Here is a 22,490-nt window from a genome sequence, read left to right on the forward strand (position 1 = left end):
GACTTACTCCTTGTGGTAGGCGGTGGCGCGCTCGACCTCTTCCTTCGAGCCCAGGATCACCGACACACGCTGGTGCAGGCTCTCAGGCTTGATATCGAGGATGCGCTCGTAGCCGTTGGTGGAGGCGCCACCGGCCTGCTCGATGATGAACGACATCGGGTTGGCCTCGTACATCAGGCGCAGCTTGCCCGGCTTGCTCGGCTCGCGGGCATCACGTGGGTACATGAACAGGCCGCCACGGGTCAGGATGCGGTGCACGTCGGCCACCATCGAGGCGATCCAACGCATGTTGTAGTTCTTCTTCAGCGGACCGGTCTCACCGGCCAGCAGCTCGCCAACATAGCGCTGTACCGGGGCTTCCCAGTGACGCTGGTTGGACATGTTGATGGCGAACTCGGCGGTGCTTTCCGGGACGCGGATGTTCTCGTGGGTGAGCACGAAGCTGCCCAGCTCGCGGTCCAGGGTGAAGCCCTTGACGCCGTTGCCCAGGGTGAGGATCAGCATGGTCTGCGGGCCGTAGATGGCGTAACCGGCGGCGACCTGCTGGGTGCCTGGTTGCAGGAAAGCGTTCTCGTTCAGGGTTTCGTTCTGGCTCAGGTACTCGTTGGGGCAACGCAGGACCGAGAAGATAGTGCCGACCGAGACGTTGACGTCGATGTTCGACGAGCCGTCCAATGGGTCGAAGACCAGCAGGTAAGCGCCTTTGGGGTACTTGCCCGGGATCTGGTAGGCGTTGTCCATTTCTTCGGACGCCATGCCGGCCAGGTGGCCGCCCCACTCGTTGGCTTCGAGCAAGATGTCGTTGGAGATCACGTCGAGCTTCTTCTGCACTTCGCCCTGCACGTTTTCGGTGCCCATGCTGCCCAGCACGCCGCCCAGGGCGCCCTTGGAAACGTGGTGGCTGATCTCCTTGCACGCACGCGCCACCACCTCGATCAGGAAGCGCAGATCGGCAGGGGTATTGTTGCTGCGGGTCTGCTCAATCAGATAGCGACTCAGGGTAACGCGGGACATGTATGGCTCCGAAAAGGATAGGGGGAGAAAAACCCCCGCAGTTTACAGGGAGTGATGCGGGCTAGCGAGCAAAGAGACTCGCTTGAAGGGGTTAGGTTCAGCCCACAGCCTGCCAATGGTCGGCGTGGCGGCCTTGCAGCCCTTAGCCGGCAAGCCCGCGCCCAACGGTACGGCGCAGCTCTGGATATCAGCGCTGTACCGTGGGAGCGTACTTGCCCGCGAAGGGCGGTAAGGCGATTCACAGCCTCAATCGAGCGCCTTCCAGATCTCGTCCGCATACTCGCGAATGGTCCGGTCCGATGAGAACCAACCCATTCGCGCGGTGTTGAGCACGGCCATGCGCCACCACTCCTGGGGGGTATGCCACAGCTCCTCGACTCGCCGCTGGGCGTCCCAGTAGGCATCAAAGTCTGCGCATACCAGGAAGCGGTCGTAGCCGACCAGTCCATCGATCAGCCCGGTGTAGCGCGATGGATCGTCCGGCGAGAACACCCCGCTGCGAATCGCCTGCAATACATCCCCCAGCCGACTGGAGGCGGTGATCGCGGCATTCGCGCCAAAGTCGCCGGACTTGCCGCGCGCGCCCACCTGCTGCGCGGTCAGGCCGAAGATGAACATATTCTCCGCTCCCACCTGCTCGCACATCTCGACGTTGGCGCCATCGAGGGTGCCGATGGTCAATGCACCGTTGAGGGCGAACTTCATGTTGCTGGTGCCCGAGGCCTCATAACCGGCGGTGGAGATCTGCTCGGAGAGGTCGGCAGCCGGAATGATGCTTTCGGCCAGGCTGACGTTGTAGTTGGGCAGGAACACCACCTTCAACAGGCCACGCACGGTGGGGTCGTTGTTGACCACCCGGGCGATGTCATTGGCCAGCTTGATGATCAATTTGGCCTGGTGGTAGCTGGCCGCAGCCTTGCCGGCGAAGATCTTCACGCGTGGCACCCAGTCGGTGCTCGGATCGTTACGAATGGCCTGGTACAACGCCACGGTATGCAGCAGGTTGAGCAACTGGCGCTTGTACTCGTGGATGCGCTTGACCTGCACATCGAACATCGCCTCGGGGTTAACCGTCACCCCAATGCGGTCCTGGATGATGCTGGCCAGGGCTCGCTTGCTATGCAGGCGCTGGGCAGCGAACTGCTTGCGGAAGGTTGCCTTGTCGGCGAACGGCTCCAGCGCCTTGAGCTTGCCTTGCGGGTCGTCCAGCACGCCCTCGCCCAGTGCCTCGACCAACATGGCGGTGAGCGGTGGGTTGGCCTGGTACAGCCAGCGGCGGAAGGTGATGCCGTTGGTCTTGTTGTTGATGCGCTGCGGATAGAGCTTGTGCAGCTCGGCGAACACCGTGCTCTTCATCAGCTTGCTGTGCAGCGCCGACACGCCATTGACGCTGTGCGAGCCGAGGAACGCCAGGTTGCCCATGCGCACGCGGCGGCCGTTGTCTTCTTCGATCAGCGACACCGCGCGCAGCACGTCGAAATCGTGCAAGCCTTTGGCGCGCAAGGCGTCGATATGGTAGGCGTTGATCAGGTAGATGATCTGCATGTGCCGCGGCAACATGCGCTCCATCAAGGCCACCGGCCAGGTTTCCAGGGCCTCGGGCAACAACGTGTGGTTGGTGTAGGCGAGGGTCCCGACGGTCAGTTCCCAGGCTTTATCCCACGGAATTTCATGCTGATCCACCAACAGGCGCATCAACTCGGCCACGGCGATCGAGGGGTGCGTGTCGTTGAGCTGGATGGCCGCAGCATCAGGCAGGTTGAGCAGGTCCTTGTGCATGTTCAGGTGCCGGCGTAGCAGGTCCTGCAACGAAGCCGAGACGAAGAAGTACTCCTGGCGCAAACGCAGCTCCTGCCCGGCCTCGGTACTGTCGGCTGGGTACAGCACCCGCGAGATGCTCTCGGCGCGGGCCACTTCAGCGACCGCGCCCAAGTGGTCGCCGGCATTGAAGCGCTCCAGGTGCAACTCTTCCAGCGCCCTCGCCCGCCACAGGCGCAAGGTGTTGACGCTGGAGCCGCGCCAACCGACCACCGGCGTGTCGTAGGCCACTGCCCGCACCGTTTCGCCGGGCGACCACACCTGGCGTTGCTGGCCATTGCTCTCGCTCACGGTCTCGACACTGCCGCCGAAGCTGATCGGGTAGATCACCTCGGCCCGCTCGAACTCCCACGGGTTGCCGAAATCCAGCCAGTTCTCGGTCTGTTCCTGCTGCCAGCCATCGACCAACGCCTGGCGGAACAGGCCATGTTCGTAGCGGATGCCGTAGCCGTGGGCGGCGATGCCAAGGGTCGACATGCTTTCCATGAAGCACGCCGCCAGGCGCCCGAGCCCGCCGTTGCCCAACGCTGCGTCCGGCTCCAGCAGGCGGATGCGCTCAAGGTCCACGTCCAGGCCTTCCAGGGCCTCGCGGGCGATGTCCAGGTAGCCCAGGTTGCTCAGGCTGTCGTACAGCAAGCGGCCGATGAGAAATTCGAGAGAGAGGTAATACACCCGTTTCTGGCTGCGTCGGTAGGCTTGGCGGGTGTGGTCCATCCAGTGATCGACCATGTGATCGCGGGCAGCCAGGGCGATGGCCTCGAACCAGTCGTGGTCGAAGGCGTGTTCCGGGTCCTTGCCGACCGCGTAGGTCAGCTTGGCCAGCACGGCGGCGCGGAAGTCGGCCACCTCTTCGTGTCGAGCTTTGGCCTCACGGGCCTTGTTTTCCTGGGACATGCGGCATCCTCGGGCAAGTAGGCTAAAGCGCAGGGAGATGATTGAGCCTAGACGCTCTGACACAGAGCGACAGCGCCGGTTCGCGGTTTTCATGAATCAGGCGAAAGGTTGTTCACAAATTGAACAACTCCGGTATGATCGCGCGCCCCAAGACCGTGATACGCCCCCAAAAAATGAAAACGACCCTGATCGCCGCCGCCGAAGTCGACCGCCTGGAGACTTGGCAGCGCTACGCCAGCCACATGTGCGGTGGCTGCCATTCGACCTGCTGCACCTTGCCGGTGGAGGTGAAGATCAAGGATCTGATCCGTATTGGCGTGGTGGATGAGTTCGAGAAAGACGAGCCGCCGAAGAACATCGCCAAGCGCCTGCAAAAGGACGGCATCATCGAGCGCTTCAACCAGAAGTCGGGGATTTTCACCCTGACCCGGATGAGCAACGACGACTGCCTGTACCTGGACCGCAAGAGCCGCCTGTGCACCATCTACGACAAGCGCCCGGACACCTGCCGCAACCATCCCAAGGTCGGGCCGCGGCCGGGATATTGCGCCTACAAGCCCAAGGTGGCTGGGCGTTGAAGCTGTTTTTTGCTTGAGCATCTGGGGCTGCTACGCAGCCCTTTCCGGCCGGTCCGGCGCCCCGGCAAGGCTGCTCCTATAGAACTGTACATAACTTGTTGATTTAGCGGGGATCTGTGGGAGCGGCGGTTCGGCGCTCCCACAGGACTGTGCAACGGGCCGCAAAATCCACAGGCAAACAAAAACGCCCCCGGCCTTGCGACCGGGGGCGTTTTCGTTTCAGCTCAGGCTAGACGATCAAGCCTTGGCTTTCTTGGCAGCGCGGGTACGCTCGCCTTCGTCGAGGATCTTCTTGCGCAGACGGATCGACTTCGGCGTGACTTCGCACAGCTCGTCGTCCTGGATGAATTCCAGGGCCTGTTCGAGGGTGTGGCGAACCGGCGGCACCAGGGCGATGACTTCGTCTTTGCCCGAAGCACGCATGTTGTCGAGCTTCTTGCCTTTGGTTGGGTTCACGCCCAGGTCGTTGTCACGGCTGTTCAGACCGATGATCTGACCGTTGTAGATCTCCTGGCCGTGCTCGACGAACAGCTTGCCGCGCGCCTGCAGGGTTTCCAGCGAGTAGGTCAGGGCCTTGCCAGTCTCGACCGAAACCAGCACACCGTTCAGACGGCCGGACATCTGGCCTGGCTTCATGGTGTCGTAGCGGTCGAAGATCGAGGTCAGGATGCCTGCACCGTTGGTCAGGGTCAGGAACTGGTTACGGAAACCGATCAGACCGCGAGCAGGTACGTTGTACTCCAGACGTACACGGCCCTTGCCATCCGGGACCATGTTGGTCAGGTCGCCCTTACGCAGGCCCATCTCTTCCATGACCTTGCCCTGGGATTCTTCAGGGATGTCGATGGTGACGTTCTCGAACGGCTCCTGCTTGACGCCGTCGACTTCACGGATGATCACTTCAGGACGGCCCACAGCCATCTCGAAGCCTTCACGACGCATGGTTTCGATCAGTACCGACAGGTGCAGCTCACCACGGCCCGAAACCTTGAACTTGTCTGGGGAGTCGGTTTCCTGAACGCGCAGGGCAACGTTGTACAGCAGTTCTTTGTCCAGACGGTCCTTGATGTTGCGGCTGGTAACGAACTTGCCTTCCTTGCCGCAGAACGGCGAATCGTTGACCTGGAAGGTCATCGAAACGGTCGGCTCGTCGACGGTCAGCGGCTTCATCGCTTCGACCGCGTCCGGGGCGCACAGGGTATCGGAGATGAACAGCTCGTCGAAGCCGCTGATGCAGACGATGTCGCCGGCCTGGGCTTCTTCGACGTCGACGCGGTGCAGGCCGTGGTGGCCCATCAGCTTGAGGATACGACCGTTACGCTTCTTGCCGTTGGTGTCGATGGCGACCACCGGGGTGTTCGGCTTGATGCGGCCACGGGCGATACGGCCAACGCCGATAACGCCGAGGAAGCTGTTGTAGTCCAGTGCCGAAATCTGCATCTGGAACGAGCCGTCACGGTCAACGTCCGGCGCCGGTACGTTGTCGACGATCGACTGGTACAGGGCGGTCATGTCTTCGCCCATGGCAGTGTGGTCCAGACCGGCGATGCCGTTCAGGGCCGAGGCGTAGACGACTTTGAAGTCCAGCTGTTCGTCGGTGGCGCCGAGGTTGTCGAACAGGTCGAAGATCTGGTCCAGAACCCAGTCAGGACGCGCGCCCGGACGGTCGACCTTGTTGATCACGACGATTGGCTTGAGGCCAGCTTCGAAGGCTTTCTTGGTCACGAAGCGGGTTTGTGGCATCGGGCCGTCTTGGGCGTCGACCAGCAGCAGCACCGAGTCAACCATCGACATTACACGCTCAACCTCGCCACCGAAGTCGGCGTGACCGGGGGTGTCGACGATGTTGATGTGGTAGCCGTTCCAGTTGATGGCGGTGTTTTTCGCCAGAATGGTAATGCCGCGCTCTTTTTCCTGGTCGTTGGAGTCCATGACGCGCTCGTCGTTGAGCTCGTTACGCTCCAGAGTGCCGGACTGACGCAGGAGTTTGTCGACCAGGGTGGTTTTACCATGGTCAACGTGGGCGATGATGGCGATGTTACGCAGATTTTCGATCACAACTGTATCTCGATCAGAGGATTCGGTTGCCGCCTAGTCTAGGTGGCGAATATGTAAGGTTTGAGGCTCAGCGGGCCCGGCGGTCGGGAGGGCGATGGCGGATGCTGCCGCCATACAGCCCTGGCGTCTTATGCCGGACGATAAACACGCACATTGGCATGTCCCTCACTGAGCAGGTGGTGTGCGTGCAAACGGCTCATCACACCTTTGTCGCAATACAGCAAGTACTGGCGCGTAGGGTCCAGGTGCTTGAACTTGCTGTTGATGGCGTAGAACGGCATGGCCTGGACTTCGATACCGTCCAGCGCCAGAGGTTCGTCTTCCTGGGCGTCGGGGTGACGGATGTCGATAACGATCTGGCCAGGCAGCGCCTCGGCCACCTCTTCGATTTCGATGTCCTTACCCAGTTCGTCGATCACGTGGTCGATGGAGATGAACTTGGCGCGCTCCAGGGCGCGCTCCAGTACCGCCATGTCGAACTGTTTCTCTTCGTGCTCCATGCGGTGACGCTTGGCATGGGTGGTCGGGTTTACCGAAATCACGCCGCAGTACTCAGGCATGTGCTTGGCGAAGTCGGCAGTGCCGATTTCGGTGGCCTGGTCGATGATGTCCTGCTTGTGGCTGGCCAGCAGCGGGCGCAACACCAGCTTGTCGGTGGCCGAGTCGATGATCGACAGGTTCGGCAGGGTCTGACTCGACACCTGCGAGATCGCCTCGCCGGTGACCAGCGCGTCGATCTGCAGGCGCTCAGCCATGTGCGCGGCACCGCGCAGCATCATGCGCTTGAGGGTGACGCCCATGTAGCTGTTGTCGACCTTGTTGAGGATCTCGCCAACCACTTCCTCGAACGGCACGCTGATGAACAGCACGCGCTGGCTGCTGCCGTACTTCTTCCACAGGAAGTGCGCCACTTCCATCACCCCCAGCTCGTGGGCACGCCCGCCGAGGTTGAAGAAGCAGAAGTGGGTCATCAGACCGCGACGCATCATCTGGTAGGCCGCCACGGTGGAGTCGAAACCACCGGACATCAGCACCAGGGTCTGCTCCAGCGCGCCCAGCGGGTAGCCGCCGATGCCGTTGTGTTGGTTGTGGATCACGTACAGGCGCTGGTCACGGATCTCGATGCGCACCAGCACTTCGGGGTTCTTCAGCGTGATGCCGGCGGCGCCGCATTGCTGGCGCAGTTGGCTACCGACGTAGCGGTCGACATCCATCGAGGTGAAGTCGTGGTGACCACCGCGCTTGCAGCGCACGGCGAAGTGCTTGCCGGCCAGCAGATGACCGAAGTGGTGCTTGCACTTGGCGACGATGTCGTCGAAGTCTCCCAACGGGTATTGCTCGACCTGCAAGAAGTGGGCGATCCCCGGGGTGCAGGTGAGGCGCTCGATCATTTCGCGCTGGATCTTCTCGTCCTCGACGCGGGTGACCACCTCGAGATTGTCCCAGACACCATCGACCGCAAGCTCAGGATCGAGATCCTTGAGCACGTTGCGGATGTTCTTGCCGAGCTGGCGGATGAAGCGCTTGCGCACCGGCCGGCTCTTGATGGTGATCTCAGGGAAGACTTTGACGATAAGTTTCATTGGGTTAACAGCGCGCGCAGGGCCTGCCGAAAATAGGGGGCGCGAATTATAGCGGAAATTGCTCAGCTTTTGAGCAACTTTTGATCAGAAGCTTTCAGATCGCTGCGCTGGGAGATTTCTGTAGGTGGCGCTGGCGTACAGAGCACCGATATCGCAGGCGCGCCGCGTACCTTGTGAGAGCGGCTTTAACCGCGAAGCAAGCAACGCGTTGGATGGCACCGGCTGCGCCGGTGTTCGCGGCGCGCCTGCGAAATCAGTTCTCTGCGCGACAGCGCAGCCCTAAGGGCTGGGTGATCTCCCACAGGTGCGGCGCTTTGTAAAAGTCCCTGCTACATCAACACTTTATGTGCCGATCCCTGAGCGCCGCCACCGCTCGATCAGCAGCTTGGCTTGCCTGCGGTGTACTTGTCCGCCGGATTCACCGCCGCCTTGAACGCTTTCAAGGCCTTGGAGCCGACCAGCAACGGATAGTTGAAGCTGCTGCGATCAACCAAGTTGACCTCGACGGTACGCTTCACATCGCCCAGACACAGCTCCAGGTCCACTACCGGGCGGTGCGACAACTCAGGGGCGTCGCCCTCTTCATCCTCGTCGGCGCGGTTCTTGATCTTGCTGATGCGCGAGACCTCATGCTCGTAGACCTTGCCATCGGCGTCCTTGGTCGCCAGGCGGAAACGCACCCACTCCTCGCCATCGCGGGTGAACAGCTCAATGTCCTTGGCCGACAGCGACGCGGTATAGGCGCCGGTGTCCATCTTGGCCCGCAGGGTCTGGCCGATCTCGGGCACGCCGATCCGCTCGTAACGGCCATACAGCGTGGGTTCGGCAGCCATGACCGGCAGCGCCAGGAAGGACAACAGAGCAATCAGGGATTTCACGGGGGCAGGCTTCCTTTTTCGAGCGGGTTGGTTTCGAGCTGCAAGTAACAAGCTGCAAGTTAAAAGCGGATAGCGGCAACCTACACTGAACTGCTTAGCTTGTAACTTGCCGCTTGTAGCTTGTAGCTGCTGCGCCAGCAGCCTACCCAACATAATGTGAAACATTTGTTCCACCCGCCGGGCACTGGAGGTTTGGCGTAGGCCGCTGCCCTGCTTATCATTGCCAGCCGTACATTCCATACAACAAGAGTCTCCTCTATGCGTCGCCTGCTGACCGGCATCCTCACCACTACCCTGCTGCTGCTCAACACCTTGGTGATGATCGGCCCGCTGCTGGTCTTCGCCCTGCTCAAGCTGGTGTTGCCCGGCCGCTGGCGCGACTACGCCTCGGCGGCGGTGATGTGGATCGCCGAAAGCTGGTCGGAGGTGGACAAAGCCATCTTCGCCCTGTGCATCCCGACCCAGTGGGACATTCGCGGTGCCGAGAACCTGGGCAAGCACACCTCGTACCTGTGCGTCAGCAACCACCAGAGCTGGGTCGACATTCCCGCGCTGATCGAGGCGCTCAACCGACGGGTGCCGTTCTTCAAGTTCTTCCTCAAGAAAGAACTGATCTGGGTGCCGCTGCTGGGCCTGGCCTGGTGGGGCCTGGATTACCCGTTCATGAAGCGCTACAGCAAGGCCTTCCTGGAAAAGCACCCCGAGCTCAAGGGCAAGGACCTGGAGATCACCAAGGCCGCCTGCGAGCTGTTCAAGCGCCAGCCGGTCACCGTGGTCAACTACCTCGAAGGCACCCGCTTCACCCAGGCCAAGCACGACCAGCAGCAATCGCCCTACCGTAACCTGCTCAAGCCCAAGGCAGGCGGCGTGGCCTTCGTGCTGGCGGCGCTGGGCGAACAGCTCGACGCGCTGCTGGACGTCACCATCGTATATCCCGGCAACCAGGCACCGGGGTTCTGGGCGCTGCTCAATGGCAGCATCGACCGGGTGATCATCGACATCCGCGTACGTGAGCTGGACCCAGCGCTCAGCGCAGGTGACTACGAGAACGACCCGGCGTTCCGCCAGACGGTACAGGCATGGGTGAACCAGCTGTGGGCCGAGAAAGACCAGCGCATCGAGCAGTTGCGGGCCGAGCGGCGCTGAGCCGGCTCCGCCTCCGGCAAGCCCGAATCCACCGCCGCTCCTGTGTAGGAGCGGCCTCGTGCCGCGAACACCGGCGAAGCCGGTGCCATACACCGAGTCGCCTGTTTCGCGGGTAAACCCGCTCCCACAGGTCCCCGCTAAATCAACAAGTTATGTGTAGTTCTATGAAAGCGGGTTTACCGGAGTGCCGGATCACCGCGAACACGGGCGAAGCCCGTGCCAGACAACGCGTCGTTTGGCTTCGCGATAGCCCGGCAACCAGCGCCCGCAGATTCAGCACCGTGCTCTAGACCGACGGCTGAACCAACGGCGCCGGCGTCGTCCACAAATTCCCCAGGTTCTGCAACAACGACCCGGCAATCCCCTGTTGCCCCAGGTATTGCAGGATCAACGGCGCAAACTGCCCGATCATCCCGGTATCCATGCCCAACGCCTTGAACGCATTGTCCAGGTCGGTGCGGTTCTCTACCTCACCGCCCAGGGCATTGCCCAACGGCGTCGCGTTCTTGTCCCCACCGAGCAACTGCCCCAGCCCGCTCAAGCCGCCCAATGCGTTTGCGCCAGACAGCAGGTCCAGCCCCGGCACCGCCTTGGTCAATTGCCCATAGTCATCGCCACTGAGGTTGTTACGCGCCAGCCCCAACATCGCACCAGCACCACCGATGGCCTGCTCAGGGGTGATCTTCAGTTCGCTGCCCAAGGTGTTGAGCAAGTTGGCCTGGCCAGCCGGCGCTTGCACCTGGGCGCCCTGCTGCGGATGCTGCGTGGACGAGACCGCACTGGCCACATCGCTGAGGTTGAAGGCGAGCACCGGGCTTGCGGCCAGGGTCATCAGGGTTGCCAGGGTGAATGCTTTCATCAGGAAGAACCTCATTGGCCGGGATGGCCAGGAAACGAGGCATTCGACTGAGCACCCGAGCCTTTGTTCCAGCCCGACGGTCGGCTCCCGGTCGGGCCAGACGACGAGGCAAGTCACCGACCATCCAGCCCTAGGGACTGCCGCTAAACCTGTGGAAGCGGGCTCAATCCTCGGGCCGCTTCTCGACTGCACGGGTCAACGCATCCGCCTGGCCCCAGGCAATCTGCATGGCCCGCAGCCCGAGTTGCAGCAACTGCCGGGTTTCCTCGTCTTTGATGCGATCCAATGCGCGGTGGCTGTCGCTGAAGGCGAACATCAGGTAGTGGGAGACGTTCATCAGCACGTACTCCATCGGCACGACACCATCCTGGATGGCACGGGCGAGGGATTTGTCGGGGGGAAGAATGAATTGATGGGGTGGGTCGGGGACGATTTTTTTCATTAGGCACCATACCTTGTCAGGTCCACCTGCTGCTTCCACCCATCAGGGTGACAGTTGCACGCGGGGTGGAAGACCAGGCGTATGGCGAACCCGGTAGACCCAAAGGTCTCCCGCGTGCAACTGTCATAACGACAGCCATCGACATTGCCGGGCTTCCACACCCGATCGCTGAACCCTCAGCGACGGACAGAGCCTAGTGGGCAGTGTTTCCCCGGACAATCAGACGCTTATCGACAGACTGCGTAGGATAATTCCGTCAACTCCCAGTGACTGTAGGAAGCAGGCCATGAACACGTAGGCCGTTTCTGCATAACTAGCATTTTTGCCAGTAGCCGCCATCTACGTACCGCCTGACTATTTAGCTCCCTACCTGACCTGATCCAAACGCAGGAGAGCGATCGTGGAAACTCAAGCAGGCAAAACGTTGCACTTTTATCAAGGAGACTGGCTCGTCACCATCAATCGCGCCGGCCAACCACGTGCAATTCTCCGCGCTACGGACATTCCCTTGGCCGAGCATTCAAAGGGAAGTCAAGCAACCAAAATATTGGCCGTAGATAAAAAAGGCTCGGCTTTGATCGCACTGAATGCTAATAAAAAACAACATGCCTTCACTGCGTATGGCCACTCACCCTCAAGTGAGGAAAGCATGAGTTCAATTCAATTCAATGGCCAATATGCAGACCCACTGACTGCCAGCTATCTCCTAGGAAATGGCTATCGAGCCTACTGCCCCAGCATTATGCGCTTCAATAGCCCCGATACACTTAGTCCATTTGAAGAGGGTGGGCTGAATGGCTATGCCTATGTTCAGAACGACCCAGTAAACTTTATCGACCCTTCAGGTCATTTTAGTTTTTTCAGCCATTCGCGAACGTTCAGGGGTGAAGCCAGGGTTATCGAGGCTGGGGCTTTCGCCTTTATGGCGAAACATCCAACTAACAAAGGAAAGCAAGCCATAACCTTAGCAGTTCATGGATCAGGCGGAAAAATTCATGGCCAACGTAAATCTCTGGATGCAAAGGGAATAATTAGTAACCTGGAAAAAGAAAACTTCAAAACTAAAGATTACGATATCCACCTCATTTCCTGCACATCTGCCGACACCCCCAAAGGCGCTGAATATTCTCTGGCGCAAGAGATCGCAAACTTAACCAAAAAAACTGTAATTGGATACTCCGGAACTGTACACGCCAGCACAAAGTTTAACAGACAAGGGCGACACACATTTATTAGTCACACCGTCTGGGAGGAAATATCATCATTCCGTCCAAAAACAAAAGTAAACTTCGACAGAAAAGTCTTTAAACCGCAAGCTCAGACCAATAATTTGCGGAAGTCGTAGCTGAAATCCGCCAGGGCTGCGCATCCATGTCAAATTAACTACGTGGAAGCACTCCCGCCCTGTGATTAAGTCAGCACAGGCAAGCTCACTGAACCTGTCGCGGCCATCGCGGGGTAAACCCTCGGGCTCAACACACAGGACGGTCCTCGCCTGCACTGTTCAGCGCATCCGCCCAGGTCGGTGTAAGGCGTTTTTGCATAACTAGAATTTTTGTCAGTATAAAACGGGCATGTTTCCTATCAGAATCAACTAGAGACTGTTTTCTAGAGCTGCCGCAATAAGGAAACCAACATGGCAACCAACACATCAATAAACCTTATTTTCTACAAACATTTCAAATTGATTAAAATTCAAAAAGGCGAACAAGCTTGCGCCATATTCCGCGCAGCGACAACGCCTCTAGAGGAGCACCAAACAGCCTCAGCCGAAGTCAATTTACTGGCGACAAACAAAAACAGTTCAATACTGTGAACAGGACGAAAATATATTTTATTGGCGAGACCCAAGCGCTAATCGCGACGATTCACTAAAATAAATAAGCCTGAATACGTTGATTATTAATTTTTTCCAGCAACCTCAGCCCTCAACAGTTACCAGCCTCTGTCTGAGCATTATTGAAAGCACTGACTGTACATAGGAGATCGCCATGAAGCGCCAAGTCAACAGCACTCAATTTTTCTACCAGAACGGCAAACTAGCAACCGTCAGTCAACCGGGCCAGCAGCGCGCGATCTTCCGCAGCGCCGAACTTCCTCTGGCCGAATTGGAGGCAGGAAGCAGCCCACACGCCGCACTGCTGGAAACCGACCAAAGCGGCTCCGTGCTGGCCGCCCAGCGAGATAGCGACGAGGAAGAACACTATTGCTACACCGTGTATGGGCATGATCCATCACAGCCTTCGGTACGCACGCAGGCTGGTTTCAATGGCGAACGTATTGAGGCCGTGGCGCAAGGGTACCTACTGGGTAATGGCTACAGGTTATACAACCCTGCACTGATGCGCTTTCAGGCACCGGACAATGTCAGCCCTTTCGACGAAGGTGGCTTGAATGCGTACAGCTATTGCCAAGGCGACCCGGTGAATAACACTGACCCTAGCGGACATTTCTCTCTCTGGCGGCCGCAGACTTGGATTACCACGCGCACTACACGAAATGAGCAGCGCCTTGCGGCTCTGAATAAACTGATACCTGATATTGAAGCTAAAACCTCACAAATCGCAGCGCTAAATGGGGGCTACACCGACCTCTCCAAAAATGCTGCAAAAAAAATCTTTTCCGCGAAACTAGAAAGATTAATTGAAAGAGCAGAAAGAAAGGCTAACAAACTTGACACATATAAATACAACAAACCTGAGCGCACTTGGGAAATCATAGAAGACGCTAAAATCACAATAAAACCGCCTGAAAAATACATACACCCTCAGAAGGTAAATAAAGGACCCTTTGGACGTAACGACAGGAGACCTAACCCATATGGTGACGGCGGTGAAGACCAGTCAAAATCTACCTCCATCACAATGAATGTTATCCGCAAAACCTGACAACAACCTGGAATACGCTAGCTGCTCATTACCCTGCAATAGCTAGTGAATATAAAAAGCATTTCAGTGTGCCGAGGATATGTGCCCCATCTGAAAGTTTCCATAACTATCGAGTAGGAGGCGGCTTTACAGCCGCCGTCCTCTTACACCACCGTGCGTACGGTTCCGTACACGGCGGTTCAGGTTATGCGGCTAAGCCGGTTAATTTTATCCAGCATCGATTGTTCCAGTCCGGTGGTCGGCTCTAGATCAGACCGTCGACGAGGACGATTACAGATCATTCAGCCCCTTGGGTTGCGTTGTCACGCGGAGAACTGATTCCGCAAGCACGCCTCGCACCCTATGGGAGCGGGCTTGCCGGAGTGCCGGACTACCACGAAGCAGACGACGCGGTAGAGGATCGGGGACGATTTTTCATATGATCACCATATTGGCTATGGGCCACCCGTTCGTTTCCACACATTGGGGTGACAGCTGTACGCGGGGTGGAAAACCAGGCATATGGCGGACCCGGTAGGCCCAAAGGTCTCCCGCGTGCAACTGTCATAACGACAGCCATCGACATTGCCGGGCTTCCACACCCGATCGCTGAACCCTCAGCGACGGACAGAGCCTAGCGGGCAGTGTTTCCCCGGACAATCAGACGCTCATCGACAGACTGCGTAGGATAATTCCATCAACTCCTAGTGACTGTAGGAAGCAGGCCAGGAACACGTAGGCCGTTTCTGCATAACTAGCATTTTTGCCAGTAGCCCTAGCGCCCAACACCAATTCAGCATCCTGCTTCAGCACGATTGAAAAGCACTCACTGCAAACAGGAGATCGCGATGAAGCGCCAAGCTACCACCACTCAATTCTTCTACCAAAACGGCAAGCTCGCTACGGTCAACCAGGGCGGACAGAAGCGGGCCATCTTCCGTAGCGCCGACATGCCGTTAGCCGAACTCTCGACAGGCGAACGCCAAGAAACCGGGCTGCTTGAGGTCGACCAGAATGGCTCTGTGCTAAAAGTCTCGGGGGATGCCGATGATGAAGAACGCCATGTTTACTCAGCATACGGCCATGATCCGTCCCTGCCCTCGCAGCGCACTATGGCCGGGTTCAACGGCGAGCATATCGAAGCGGTAGCAGCAGGTTATTTGCTGGGGAACGGATATAGGCTATTCAACCCTGCGCTAATGCGTTTTCACTCAGCTGACAGCCTCAGTCCTTTCGGTATAGGTGGCCTTAATGCTTACAGTTACTGCCAAGGCGACCCGATAAACTTTAAAGACCCTTCCGGCCACACTTTACAAAGGCTATTGATTTCTTTAGGCCTCAGAAAGAGGCGCGCAGGCGTAGCTGAGCTAATAAAATCCACTTCAAACATTTCGAAACACTTGGTAAATCGAGACTATAACTTGCCAAGTTATAAAGCGGCTCTTAGGGAGTTTGGCTACGATGGCGTTCCTTCTCCGAAATACACCACCTTACCTACCCAGGGGCAATCTGTAATAACCGAGCCGATGTTCGAAGGCATACCAATAAACATTAGTTCAGGTGCGGTTTCAAGCAAAATTCGAGCAGTGGACCGTCGCCTGGAAAACCTTAGAAGCGAATTAGAAGGCCTCAAACCAGAACAACCTGGCTCAGCACAACTGGCTGGAACTCACATCAAAGAGATCGAGGCACTGGAGACTATGGAACGGATGCTCATAATCCGCAGCGAAAGGCTAAATCTAAATAGATGAACGGGCATTTAGAAACTATCCTAAAAAGGAGCCCCTCGACTCAAGGGGCTCTGTAGTCAAACCACGGAGTTCAAGCCGCACCCCACATCTTATGCGGGTCAATCACAAACTTCTTCGGCACCCCTGCATCGAACTCGCCATACCCTTCCGGCGCCTGATCCAGATTGATCACCTGCACCCCCACCACTTCAGCAATATTGATGCGGTCCCACATGATCGCCTGCATCAGCTGGCGGTTGTATTTCATGGTCGGGGTTTGCCCGGTGTGGAAGCTGTGCGACTTGGCCCAGCCCAGACCGAAGCGGATGCTCAACGCGCCGATCTTGGCAGCGGCATCCACCGCGCCTGGGTCTTCGGTCACGTACAGGCCCGGAATACCTATGCTGCCGGCCACCCGGGTCACTTGCATCAGCGAGTTGAGCACCGTGGCCGGGGCCTCGTGCTTGGCGCCTTCGTGGCCGTGGCCACGGGCTTCGAAGCCTACCGCGTCAACGGCGCAGTCCACTTCTGGCTCGCCGAGGATATCGACGATCTGCTCGTGCAGCGGGGTATCTTTGGACAGGTCGACCACCTCGAAGCCTTGCGACTTGGCATGGGCCAGGCGTGCCGGGTTCAGGTCGCCGACGATCACGCAGGCGGCGCCCAACAGGCGCGCCGAGGCAGCGGCGGCGAGGCCGACCGGGCCGGCACCAGCCACATACACGGTGCTGCCTGGGCCGACACCGGCAGTAACGGCGCCGTGGTAGCCGGTGGGCAGAATGTCCGACAGGCAGGTCAGGTCACGGATCTTTTCCATGGCCTTGTCGCGCTCGGGCAGTTTCAGCAGGTTGAAGTCGGCATACGGCACCAGCACGTACTCAGCCTGGCCACCGGTCCAGTCGCCCATGTCGACGTAGCCGTAGGCGCCACCGGCGCGGGCGGGGTTGACGGTCAGGCACACGCCGGTGTGCATTTCCTTGCAGGAGCGGCAACGGCCGCACGCGACGTTGAACGGTACCGAGACCAGGTCGCCGATCTGCATGCGCTCGACGTCACGGCCTTTCTCGACGATTTCACCGGTGATTTCGTGGCCCAGAACCAGGCCGACTTGGGCAGTAGTGCGGCCACGGACCATGTGCTGGTCGGAGCCGCAAATGTTGGTGGAAACCACCTTCAAAATGACGCCGTGCTCGATCTTCTTACCGCGCGGATCCTGCATCTTGGGGTAGTCGATCTTCTGCACCTCGACCTTACCTGCGCCGAGATACACCACTCCACGATTACCAGACATGCTCTTACCTCGCTTGATTTTTATTTATGCAGCGGTGGTTGAACCTGCCGCCATCCCTGGGCGGCATGTGTTACTGGAATGAGGAGGATTGTGGGCCCGATAGGGGATGTCGCGGTGACTGGAAACGACAGGGAGATGCCTCTTAGCGGCAAAAAAAACCGGGGCCGCTTTGCGGCCCTCTAGCGACACAAGGCCGCTCCTACAGGGGATCGCGTGGTCCTGTAGGAGCGGCCTTGCCGGGGCGCCGGACCGGTCGGAAAGGGCTGCAGAGCAGCCCCAATGTCAAAGCACGACGGTACGATTGGCGTTCAGGAACACCCGGCGCTCGATGTGGTACCCCACCGCTCGCGCCAGGGTCAGGCATTCGATATCGCGCCCCTTGGCGATCAGGTCTTCCGGGTAGTGGCTGTGGTCCACCACCTCGACGCCCTGGGCGATGATCGGGCCTTCGTCGAGGTCGTTGTTGATGTAGTGCGCGGTGGCACCGACCATCTTCACGCCCTTGTTGTAGGCCTGGTGATACGGCTTGGCGCCCTTGAAGCCGGGCAGCAGCGAGTGATGGATGTTAATCGCACGGCCATCGAGCTGGCGGCACAGCTCGGGCGACAGCACCTGCATGTAGCGGGCAAGAATCACCAGCTCCGCGCCGGTCTGCTCGATCACCTGCAACACCTTGCGCTCTTGCGCCGGTTTGTCGTTCGGGTCGAGGGCGAAGTGGTAGTACGGAATCTTGTGCCAGTGCGCCAGCGGTTCAAGGTCGGGGTGGTTGGACACCACCGCGACCACGTCCATGCCCAGCTGGCCAATGCGCTGGCGATACAGCAGGTCGTTCAGGCAATGGTCGGCCTTGGACACCATGATCACCACCTTGGGGCGGTGATTTGGCGCGGTCAGCTCGAAGGCCATGCCGAACGCTGCGCTACGCTCGGCAAGGCCGGCCCGGAAACCGTCCTCGTCGAAACCGTCAGGAGCGCGGAACTCCACGCGAATGAAGAACCGCCCCGACAGCCGGTCGTCGAACGAATGGTGCTCGGTGACGTAGCAGCGCTGCTCGTAGAGGTGACGCGTCACTACATCGACGGTGCCGAGCATGCTCGGGCAGTCGGCAGTGAGAATCCAGGTGTCCGGTGCCCGACTCATGCTGTGTGCTCCTTAGGCTTCGATGGCCAAGCCGTACTCGGCCGATGCGTCCTGCAGCCACAGCCACCAGTAGTCGGAGAAGCTGCGACGGATCATCAGTTCCCAGGTGTCTTCGGCGGTACGGCGGATCACCAGCTGCGACTTGGCGAACACGGTGCCGATGGCCTTGCCGACCGGGAAGTTGTTGGGGTGTACGTCGTAGCTGGTGGACTTCATCAGCACGTCACGCACGTTCGGGCCGCGCAGTTCGAGCAGGGTCTGCCCGCCGCTGACGTTGACCACCTGGATGTGCTGGCCGTCGAGGGCTGCACGCAGCTTGTTCTCGACTTCCACTTCCTGGCCGCCAGGCACGATCAGCAGATACTCGTCCGGGCCCATCCATTGCAGCGACATCTCGCCGTTGGCGACCACGGTCAGGGCCACCGGCAGTTCCAGGCCCAGGGCCTTGTGCACGCCGCCGGCAAAGGCCGGGTCATGGCCATCGCCACGCAGGGTGAGGTGGCCGAGGAATTTCTTCTCGCGCAGGGTCACACCTGCGTTCTTGCGGCCTTTGCCGACCAGGCTGGCCAGGTCGGCGTGGTGCAGCGGCGACTGAGCCTTGGCGTTGCCGCCAGGGTTTTGCTCGAAGACGTTGATAGCGCTCATTTGTTACCTGCCTTGAATTCTTGTTGATCGCAAAGACTGGAGATCAGGCAAAGGGCGCCTAGGCGCAGGCGGTCCTGTGGGAGCGGGCTTGCCCGCGAAGAAGGCGGCGTTGCCACCATCGCATTCGCGGGCAAGCCCGCTCCCACAGGTACCTCTTCTGGCCATCGGCGCGCGGTTTGCCTCACGCAGCCTTAAACGTTCTGCCGCTCACCCTTCGGATCGAAGAACACCGAAGACACGATTTCCGCCTCGATCACGCTGCCATCGGCTTGCGGCGAGTAGACGCGTTCACCCATGCGCTTCAGGCCGCCCTTGACCACGCCCATGGCGAACGAATAGCCCAGGGAGTTGGAGGCGTAGCTGGAGGTGACGTGACCCACCATGTCCATCGGGATCGGCTGCTTGGGATCGAACACCAACTGAGCGCCCTCAGGCAGCCACTTGGTCGGATCGATCGGCTTGAGGCCGACCAGCTGCTTGCGGTTCTCGCGCACGCAGTCCTCGCGGTTCATGCCGCGCAGGCCGATCCACGAGAACGGCTTGTTGCGGCCCACGCACCAGCTCATATTGAGGTCGTCCGGGGTCATCGAGCCGTCGGTGTCCTGGCCCACGATGATGAAGCCCTTCTCGGCCCGCAGCACGTGCATGGTCTCGGTGCCATACGGGGTCAGGTTGTACTTCTTGCCGGCCTCGATGATCTGTTCCAGCACGCCCATGGCGTAGTTAGCCTGCACGTTGACTTCGTACGACAGCTCGCCGGTGAACGAGATACGGAACACGCGGGCAGGCACACCGCCGACGTTGCCTTCCTTCCAGGTCATGAACGGGAAGGCTTCCTTGTCCATGTCGATGTCGGTCAGCTCGCTGAGCAGCTTGCGGCTGTTCGGGCCGGACAGGGTCATGGTGGCCCAGTGGTCGGTGACGGAGGTGAAGTACACCTTCATGTCCGGCCATTCGGTCTGGTGGTACAGCTCCAGCCATTGCAGCACGCGGGCGGCGCCGCCGGTGGTGGTGGTCATGATGAAGTGGTTGTCGCCGACGCAGGCAGTCACGCCGTCGTCGAAGACCATGCCATCCTCTTTGCACATCAGGCCGTAGCGGGCCTTGCCCACGTCGAGCTTGGTCCAGGCGTTGGTGTACACGCGGTTGAGGAACTCGCGCGCATCCGGGCCCTGGATGTCGATCTTACCCAGGGTCGAGGCGTCGAGCAGGCCAACGCTGTCACGTACCGCCTTGCACTCGCGCTCAACGGCAGCGTGGATGTCTTCACCGGGTTTTGGGAAGTACCACGGACGCTTCCACTGGCCGACGTCCTCGAACTCGGCGCCATTCTTCACATGCCAGGCATGCAGGGCGGTGAAGCGCACCGGCTCGAACAGGTGGCCACAGTGACGACCGGCAACGGCGCCGAAGGTCACCGGGGTGTAGTTCGGGCGGAACATGGTGGTGCCCATTTCCGGGATACCGATGCCCAGCGAACGGGCGGCGATGGCCAGGCCGTTGATGTTGCCCAGCTTGCCCTGGTCGGTACCGAAGCCCAGCGCGGTGTAGCGCTTGACGTGCTCGACCGACTCGAAGCCTTCGCGGGTGGCCAGCTCGATGGCGGCGGCAGTGACGTCGTTCTGTTGGTCGACGAACTGCTTGGGCGCACGCGCCGTGCCTTTGTCATGCGGCACCTGGAACAGGGCCACGGTGGCCTCTTCCTTGCGTGCCACGGTTTTCGGGACGCTGCCGGCGACCGCCTTGAAACCGGCCTCGGTGGCGGCGCGGGCGCCACCTTCGAAACCATCGGCAATCACGTCGCTCAGTGGGTAGACACCGTTCACACCGCCCACGCAGACGCGTTTCTGCGGCGCATCGCCCGGCACGAAGCCGAGGATGTCCTCACGCCATACCGGGCGACCGCCCAGGTGCGAGGCCAGGTGAACCACAGGGCTGTAGCCACCGGAGGTCGCGATCAGGTCGCAGTCCAGGGTCTCGCCGGGGCTGGTGACCTGGTGCGCCTGCACATCGATGGCGGCCACGCGGGCGCCGGTAACGTGCTTGCTGCCCTTGGCCTCGATCACGGCGCTGGAGGTCAGGATACGGATGCCCTTGGCGCGCGCTTCCTCGACCAGCGAACCACGCGGGTTGTGGCGGGCGTCAGCGATGGCGACTACTTGCAAGCCAGCGTCATGCCAGTCCAGTGCGGTGCGGTAGGCGTGGTCGTTGTTGGTCGACAGCACCAGCTTGCGGCCCGGTGCCACGCCGTAACGGCGTACGTAGGTCGACACGGCGCCGGCCAGCATGTTGCCGGGCACGTCGTTGTTGGCGTAGACCAGCGGACGCTCATGCGCGCCGGCGGCCAGCACCACACGCTTGGCGCGTACGCGGTGGACCCGGTGGCGAACCTGGCCAATCGGTGCGCGATCACCGAGGTGGTCGGTCAGACGCTCATGAATGGTCAGGAAGTTGTGGTCGTGGTAGCCGTTGACCGTGGCGCGCGGCAGCAAGGTCACTTCTGGCAGGTTTTCCAGCTCCTTGACCACGCTGGCGACCCACTCGGCGGCCGGTTTGCCGTCCAGGGTCTCGCGGGTGTCGAGCAGGCTGCCGCCGAACTCTTCCTGTTCATCGGCCACAATCACGCGGGCGCCACTGCGCGCGGCAGAGAGTGCCGCGGCGAGGCCGGCAGGGCCTGCACCGACCACCAGCACGTCGCAGTGCTGGTTCATGTAGTCGTAGCTGTCCGGGTCGTTCTGCAGCGGCGCGCGGCCAAGACCTGCGGCCTTGCGGATGTACTTCTCGTAGGTCATCCAGAACGACTTGGGGTACATGAAGGTTTTGTAGTAGAAGCCCGGCGGCATCATGCTGCCCCCGACTTTACCCAGGATACCCATCATGTCGTTGTTGACGTTCGGCCAACCGTTGGTGCTGGTGGCGACCAGACCGGCGTACAGCGCCTGCTGGGTGGCGCGCACGTTGGGGATCTGGGTGGCTTCGCTGGAGCCAATCTGCAAGATGGCGTTCGGCTCCTCGGGGCCTGCGGCGATGATGCCGCGCGGACGCGAGTACTTGAAGCTGCGACCAACGATGTCGACGCCGTTGGCCAGCAGGGCAGCGGCCAGGCTGTCGCCGGCATAGCCCTGGTAGGTCTTGCCGTTGAAGCTGAAGTTCAGCACCTTGCTGCGGTCGATACGGCCGCCGCTGGCGAGGCGATAGGTCTGGCTCATACTTTTTCCCCTTGGCCCTTGGCGGTCGCGGCGCCCGCGCCTTGCTTGCCGGCAGCGGTAACTTGAGGCTTCTCGCCGATCTTGTAGGTTTCCAGAATTTCGTAGGTCACGGTGTCGCGGGTGACGTTGAAGTACTGGCGGCAGCCGGCGACGTGGTCCCACAGTTCATGGTGAATACCGCGCGGGTTGTCGCGGTAGAACATGTAGGTGCCCCACTCCTGGTCGGAGCAGGCGTTGGGGTCCAGCGGACGGGCAATGTGCGCCTGGCCAGAGGCGTGGAACTCTTCTTCGGAGCGCAGCTCGCCGCAGTGGGGACAGAAAATGTGCAACATGACGGT

At 60.0% G+C, this 22,490-nt stretch carries 18 protein-coding genes; 6 read left to right on the forward strand and 12 right to left on the reverse strand.

Going from position 1 to position 22,490, the window contains the following annotated elements; all coding sequences use genetic code 11:
* Nucleotides 1–3: 3 nt before the first annotated feature.
* Together FEM01_RS10055 and FEM01_RS10060 are read right to left on the reverse strand one after the other, a co-directional pair.
* Nucleotides 4–1,014, reverse strand: coding sequence for a class 1 fructose-bisphosphatase (locus tag FEM01_RS10055; protein ID WP_138219286.1), 1,011 nt, complete (start codon nt 1,012–1,014; stop codon nt 4–6).
* Nucleotides 1,015–1,260: 246 nt separating this feature from the next.
* Complete coding sequence (locus FEM01_RS10060; protein WP_138219287.1) at nt 1,261–3,726, reverse strand: glycogen/starch/alpha-glucan phosphorylase; 2,466 nt, start codon at nt 3,724–3,726, stop codon at nt 1,261–1,263.
* A gap of 173 nt (nt 3,727–3,899) precedes the next feature.
* Here FEM01_RS10060 and FEM01_RS10065 point away from each other — a divergent pair, with 173 nt between their 5' ends.
* Nucleotides 3,900–4,304 (forward strand): YkgJ family cysteine cluster protein, encoded by a 405-nt coding sequence (locus FEM01_RS10065; RefSeq protein WP_138219288.1) that lies wholly within the window; start codon nt 3,900–3,902, stop codon nt 4,302–4,304.
* A gap of 237 nt (nt 4,305–4,541) precedes the next feature.
* Here FEM01_RS10065 and typA read toward each other — a convergent pair whose 3' ends face one another.
* From typA to FEM01_RS10080, 3 genes are all read right to left on the reverse strand, one after another.
* The gene (gene typA / locus FEM01_RS10070) at nt 4,542–6,362 is read right to left on the reverse strand and encodes a translational GTPase TypA (RefSeq protein WP_138219289.1); all 1,821 of its coding nucleotides are present in this window, start codon (nt 6,360–6,362) and stop codon (nt 4,542–4,544) included.
* 128 nt (nt 6,363–6,490) lie between these two features.
* Nucleotides 6,491–7,945: a tRNA uracil 4-sulfurtransferase ThiI gene (thiI, locus tag FEM01_RS10075; RefSeq protein WP_138219290.1), complete on the reverse strand. Its 1,455-nt coding sequence runs from the start codon at nt 7,943–7,945 to the stop codon at nt 6,491–6,493.
* Nucleotides 7,946–8,322: 377 nt separating this feature from the next.
* Nucleotides 8,323–8,823 carry an ATP-dependent zinc protease family protein gene (locus FEM01_RS10080; RefSeq protein WP_138219291.1) on the reverse strand — a complete coding sequence of 167 codons (501 nt, stop codon included), beginning with the start codon at nt 8,821–8,823 and terminating at the stop codon, nt 8,323–8,325.
* A gap of 258 nt (nt 8,824–9,081) precedes the next feature.
* Between FEM01_RS10080 and FEM01_RS10085 the strand changes: the two genes are divergently transcribed.
* The gene (locus tag FEM01_RS10085; RefSeq protein ID WP_138219292.1) at nt 9,082–9,969 is read left to right on the forward strand and encodes an acyltransferase; all 888 of its coding nucleotides are present in this window, start codon (nt 9,082–9,084) and stop codon (nt 9,967–9,969) included.
* Between the two features lie 286 nt (nt 9,970–10,255).
* Here the strand turns inward: FEM01_RS10085 and FEM01_RS10095 are convergent, their stop codons facing one another.
* Together FEM01_RS10095 and FEM01_RS10100 are read right to left on the reverse strand one after the other, a co-directional pair.
* Nucleotides 10,256–10,828, reverse strand: coding sequence for a DUF2780 domain-containing protein (locus FEM01_RS10095; protein WP_138219293.1), 573 nt, complete (start codon nt 10,826–10,828; stop codon nt 10,256–10,258).
* 163 nt (nt 10,829–10,991) lie between these two features.
* Nucleotides 10,992–11,270 (reverse strand): hypothetical protein, encoded by a 279-nt coding sequence (locus FEM01_RS10100; RefSeq protein WP_138219294.1) that lies wholly within the window; start codon nt 11,268–11,270, stop codon nt 10,992–10,994.
* Between the two features lie 400 nt (nt 11,271–11,670).
* Between FEM01_RS10100 and FEM01_RS10105 the strand changes: the two genes are divergently transcribed.
* From FEM01_RS10105 to FEM01_RS10120, 4 genes are all read left to right on the forward strand, one after another.
* The gene (locus FEM01_RS10105) at nt 11,671–12,615 is read left to right on the forward strand and encodes an RHS repeat-associated core domain-containing protein (protein WP_138219295.1); all 945 of its coding nucleotides are present in this window, start codon (nt 11,671–11,673) and stop codon (nt 12,613–12,615) included.
* Between the two features lie 291 nt (nt 12,616–12,906).
* Entirely contained in the window at nt 12,907–13,086 is a 180-nt protein-coding gene (locus FEM01_RS10110) for a hypothetical protein (protein WP_138219296.1), read from the forward strand.
* A 175-nt stretch (nt 13,087–13,261) separates the two neighbouring features.
* Nucleotides 13,262–14,158 carry an RHS repeat-associated core domain-containing protein gene (locus tag FEM01_RS10115; RefSeq protein WP_138219297.1) on the forward strand — a complete coding sequence of 299 codons (897 nt, stop codon included), beginning with the start codon at nt 13,262–13,264 and terminating at the stop codon, nt 14,156–14,158.
* Nucleotides 14,159–14,985: 827 nt separating this feature from the next.
* The gene (locus FEM01_RS10120; RefSeq protein ID WP_138219298.1) at nt 14,986–15,888 is read left to right on the forward strand and encodes an RHS repeat-associated core domain-containing protein; all 903 of its coding nucleotides are present in this window, start codon (nt 14,986–14,988) and stop codon (nt 15,886–15,888) included.
* Nucleotides 15,889–15,958: 70 nt separating this feature from the next.
* Here FEM01_RS10120 and fdhA read toward each other — a convergent pair whose 3' ends face one another.
* From fdhA to FEM01_RS10145, 5 genes are all read right to left on the reverse strand, one after another.
* Complete coding sequence (gene fdhA, locus FEM01_RS10125; protein ID WP_138219299.1) at nt 15,959–17,158, reverse strand: formaldehyde dehydrogenase, glutathione-independent; 1,200 nt, start codon at nt 17,156–17,158, stop codon at nt 15,959–15,961.
* A 282-nt stretch (nt 17,159–17,440) separates the two neighbouring features.
* On the reverse strand, nt 17,441–18,298 hold the full coding sequence (gene purU / locus FEM01_RS10130) for a formyltetrahydrofolate deformylase (protein WP_138219300.1): 858 nt from the start codon (nt 18,296–18,298) through the stop codon (nt 17,441–17,443).
* Between the two features lie 12 nt (nt 18,299–18,310).
* A complete protein-coding gene (locus FEM01_RS10135; protein WP_138219301.1) occupies nt 18,311–18,943 on the reverse strand; it encodes a sarcosine oxidase subunit gamma in 633 nt (210 codons plus the stop codon).
* A gap of 191 nt (nt 18,944–19,134) precedes the next feature.
* The gene (locus tag FEM01_RS10140) at nt 19,135–22,152 is read right to left on the reverse strand and encodes a sarcosine oxidase subunit alpha (protein WP_138219302.1); all 3,018 of its coding nucleotides are present in this window, start codon (nt 22,150–22,152) and stop codon (nt 19,135–19,137) included.
* The gene (locus FEM01_RS10145) at nt 22,149–22,484 is read right to left on the reverse strand and encodes a sarcosine oxidase subunit delta (protein WP_138219303.1); all 336 of its coding nucleotides are present in this window, start codon (nt 22,482–22,484) and stop codon (nt 22,149–22,151) included. The genes FEM01_RS10140 and FEM01_RS10145 overlap by 4 nt, the downstream gene beginning before the upstream one ends.
* Nucleotides 22,485–22,490: the final 6 nt, after the last annotated feature.

This window comes from Pseudomonas mosselii (genome assembly GCF_005796105.1).
Classification (GTDB): Bacteria; Pseudomonadota; Gammaproteobacteria; order Pseudomonadales; family Pseudomonadaceae; genus Aquipseudomonas; species Aquipseudomonas mosselii_C.

Coding starts and splice junctions, on each gene's coding strand:
- FEM01_RS10135 (WP_138219301.1), bottom strand. CDS start 18,943: ATGAGCGCTATCAACGTCTTCGAGCAAAACCCTGGCGGCAACGCCAAG.
- FEM01_RS10100 (WP_138219294.1), bottom strand. CDS start 11,270: ATGAAAAAAATCGTCCCCGACCCACCCCATCAATTCATTCTTCCCCCC.
- FEM01_RS10055 (WP_138219286.1), bottom strand. CDS start 1,014: ATGTCCCGCGTTACCCTGAGTCGCTATCTGATTGAGCAGACCCGCAGC.
- FEM01_RS10140 (WP_138219302.1), bottom strand. CDS start 22,152: ATGAGCCAGACCTATCGCCTCGCCAGCGGCGGCCGTATCGACCGCAGC.
- purU (WP_138219300.1), bottom strand. CDS start 18,298: ATGAGTCGGGCACCGGACACCTGGATTCTCACTGCCGACTGCCCGAGC.
- FEM01_RS10110 (WP_138219296.1), top strand. CDS start 12,907: ATGGCAACCAACACATCAATAAACCTTATTTTCTACAAACATTTCAAA.
- FEM01_RS10095 (WP_138219293.1), bottom strand. CDS start 10,828: ATGAAAGCATTCACCCTGGCAACCCTGATGACCCTGGCCGCAAGCCCG.
- FEM01_RS10060 (WP_138219287.1), bottom strand. CDS start 3,726: ATGTCCCAGGAAAACAAGGCCCGTGAGGCCAAAGCTCGACACGAAGAG.
- thiI (WP_138219290.1), bottom strand. CDS start 7,945: ATGAAACTTATCGTCAAAGTCTTCCCTGAGATCACCATCAAGAGCCGG.
- FEM01_RS10145 (WP_138219303.1), bottom strand. CDS start 22,484: ATGTTGCACATTTTCTGTCCCCACTGCGGCGAGCTGCGCTCCGAAGAA.
- FEM01_RS10115 (WP_138219297.1), top strand. CDS start 13,262: ATGAAGCGCCAAGTCAACAGCACTCAATTTTTCTACCAGAACGGCAAA.
- FEM01_RS10120 (WP_138219298.1), top strand. CDS start 14,986: ATGAAGCGCCAAGCTACCACCACTCAATTCTTCTACCAAAACGGCAAG.
- fdhA (WP_138219299.1), bottom strand. CDS start 17,158: ATGTCTGGTAATCGTGGAGTGGTGTATCTCGGCGCAGGTAAGGTCGAG.
- FEM01_RS10085 (WP_138219292.1), top strand. CDS start 9,082: ATGCGTCGCCTGCTGACCGGCATCCTCACCACTACCCTGCTGCTGCTC.
- FEM01_RS10065 (WP_138219288.1), top strand. CDS start 3,900: ATGAAAACGACCCTGATCGCCGCCGCCGAAGTCGACCGCCTGGAGACT.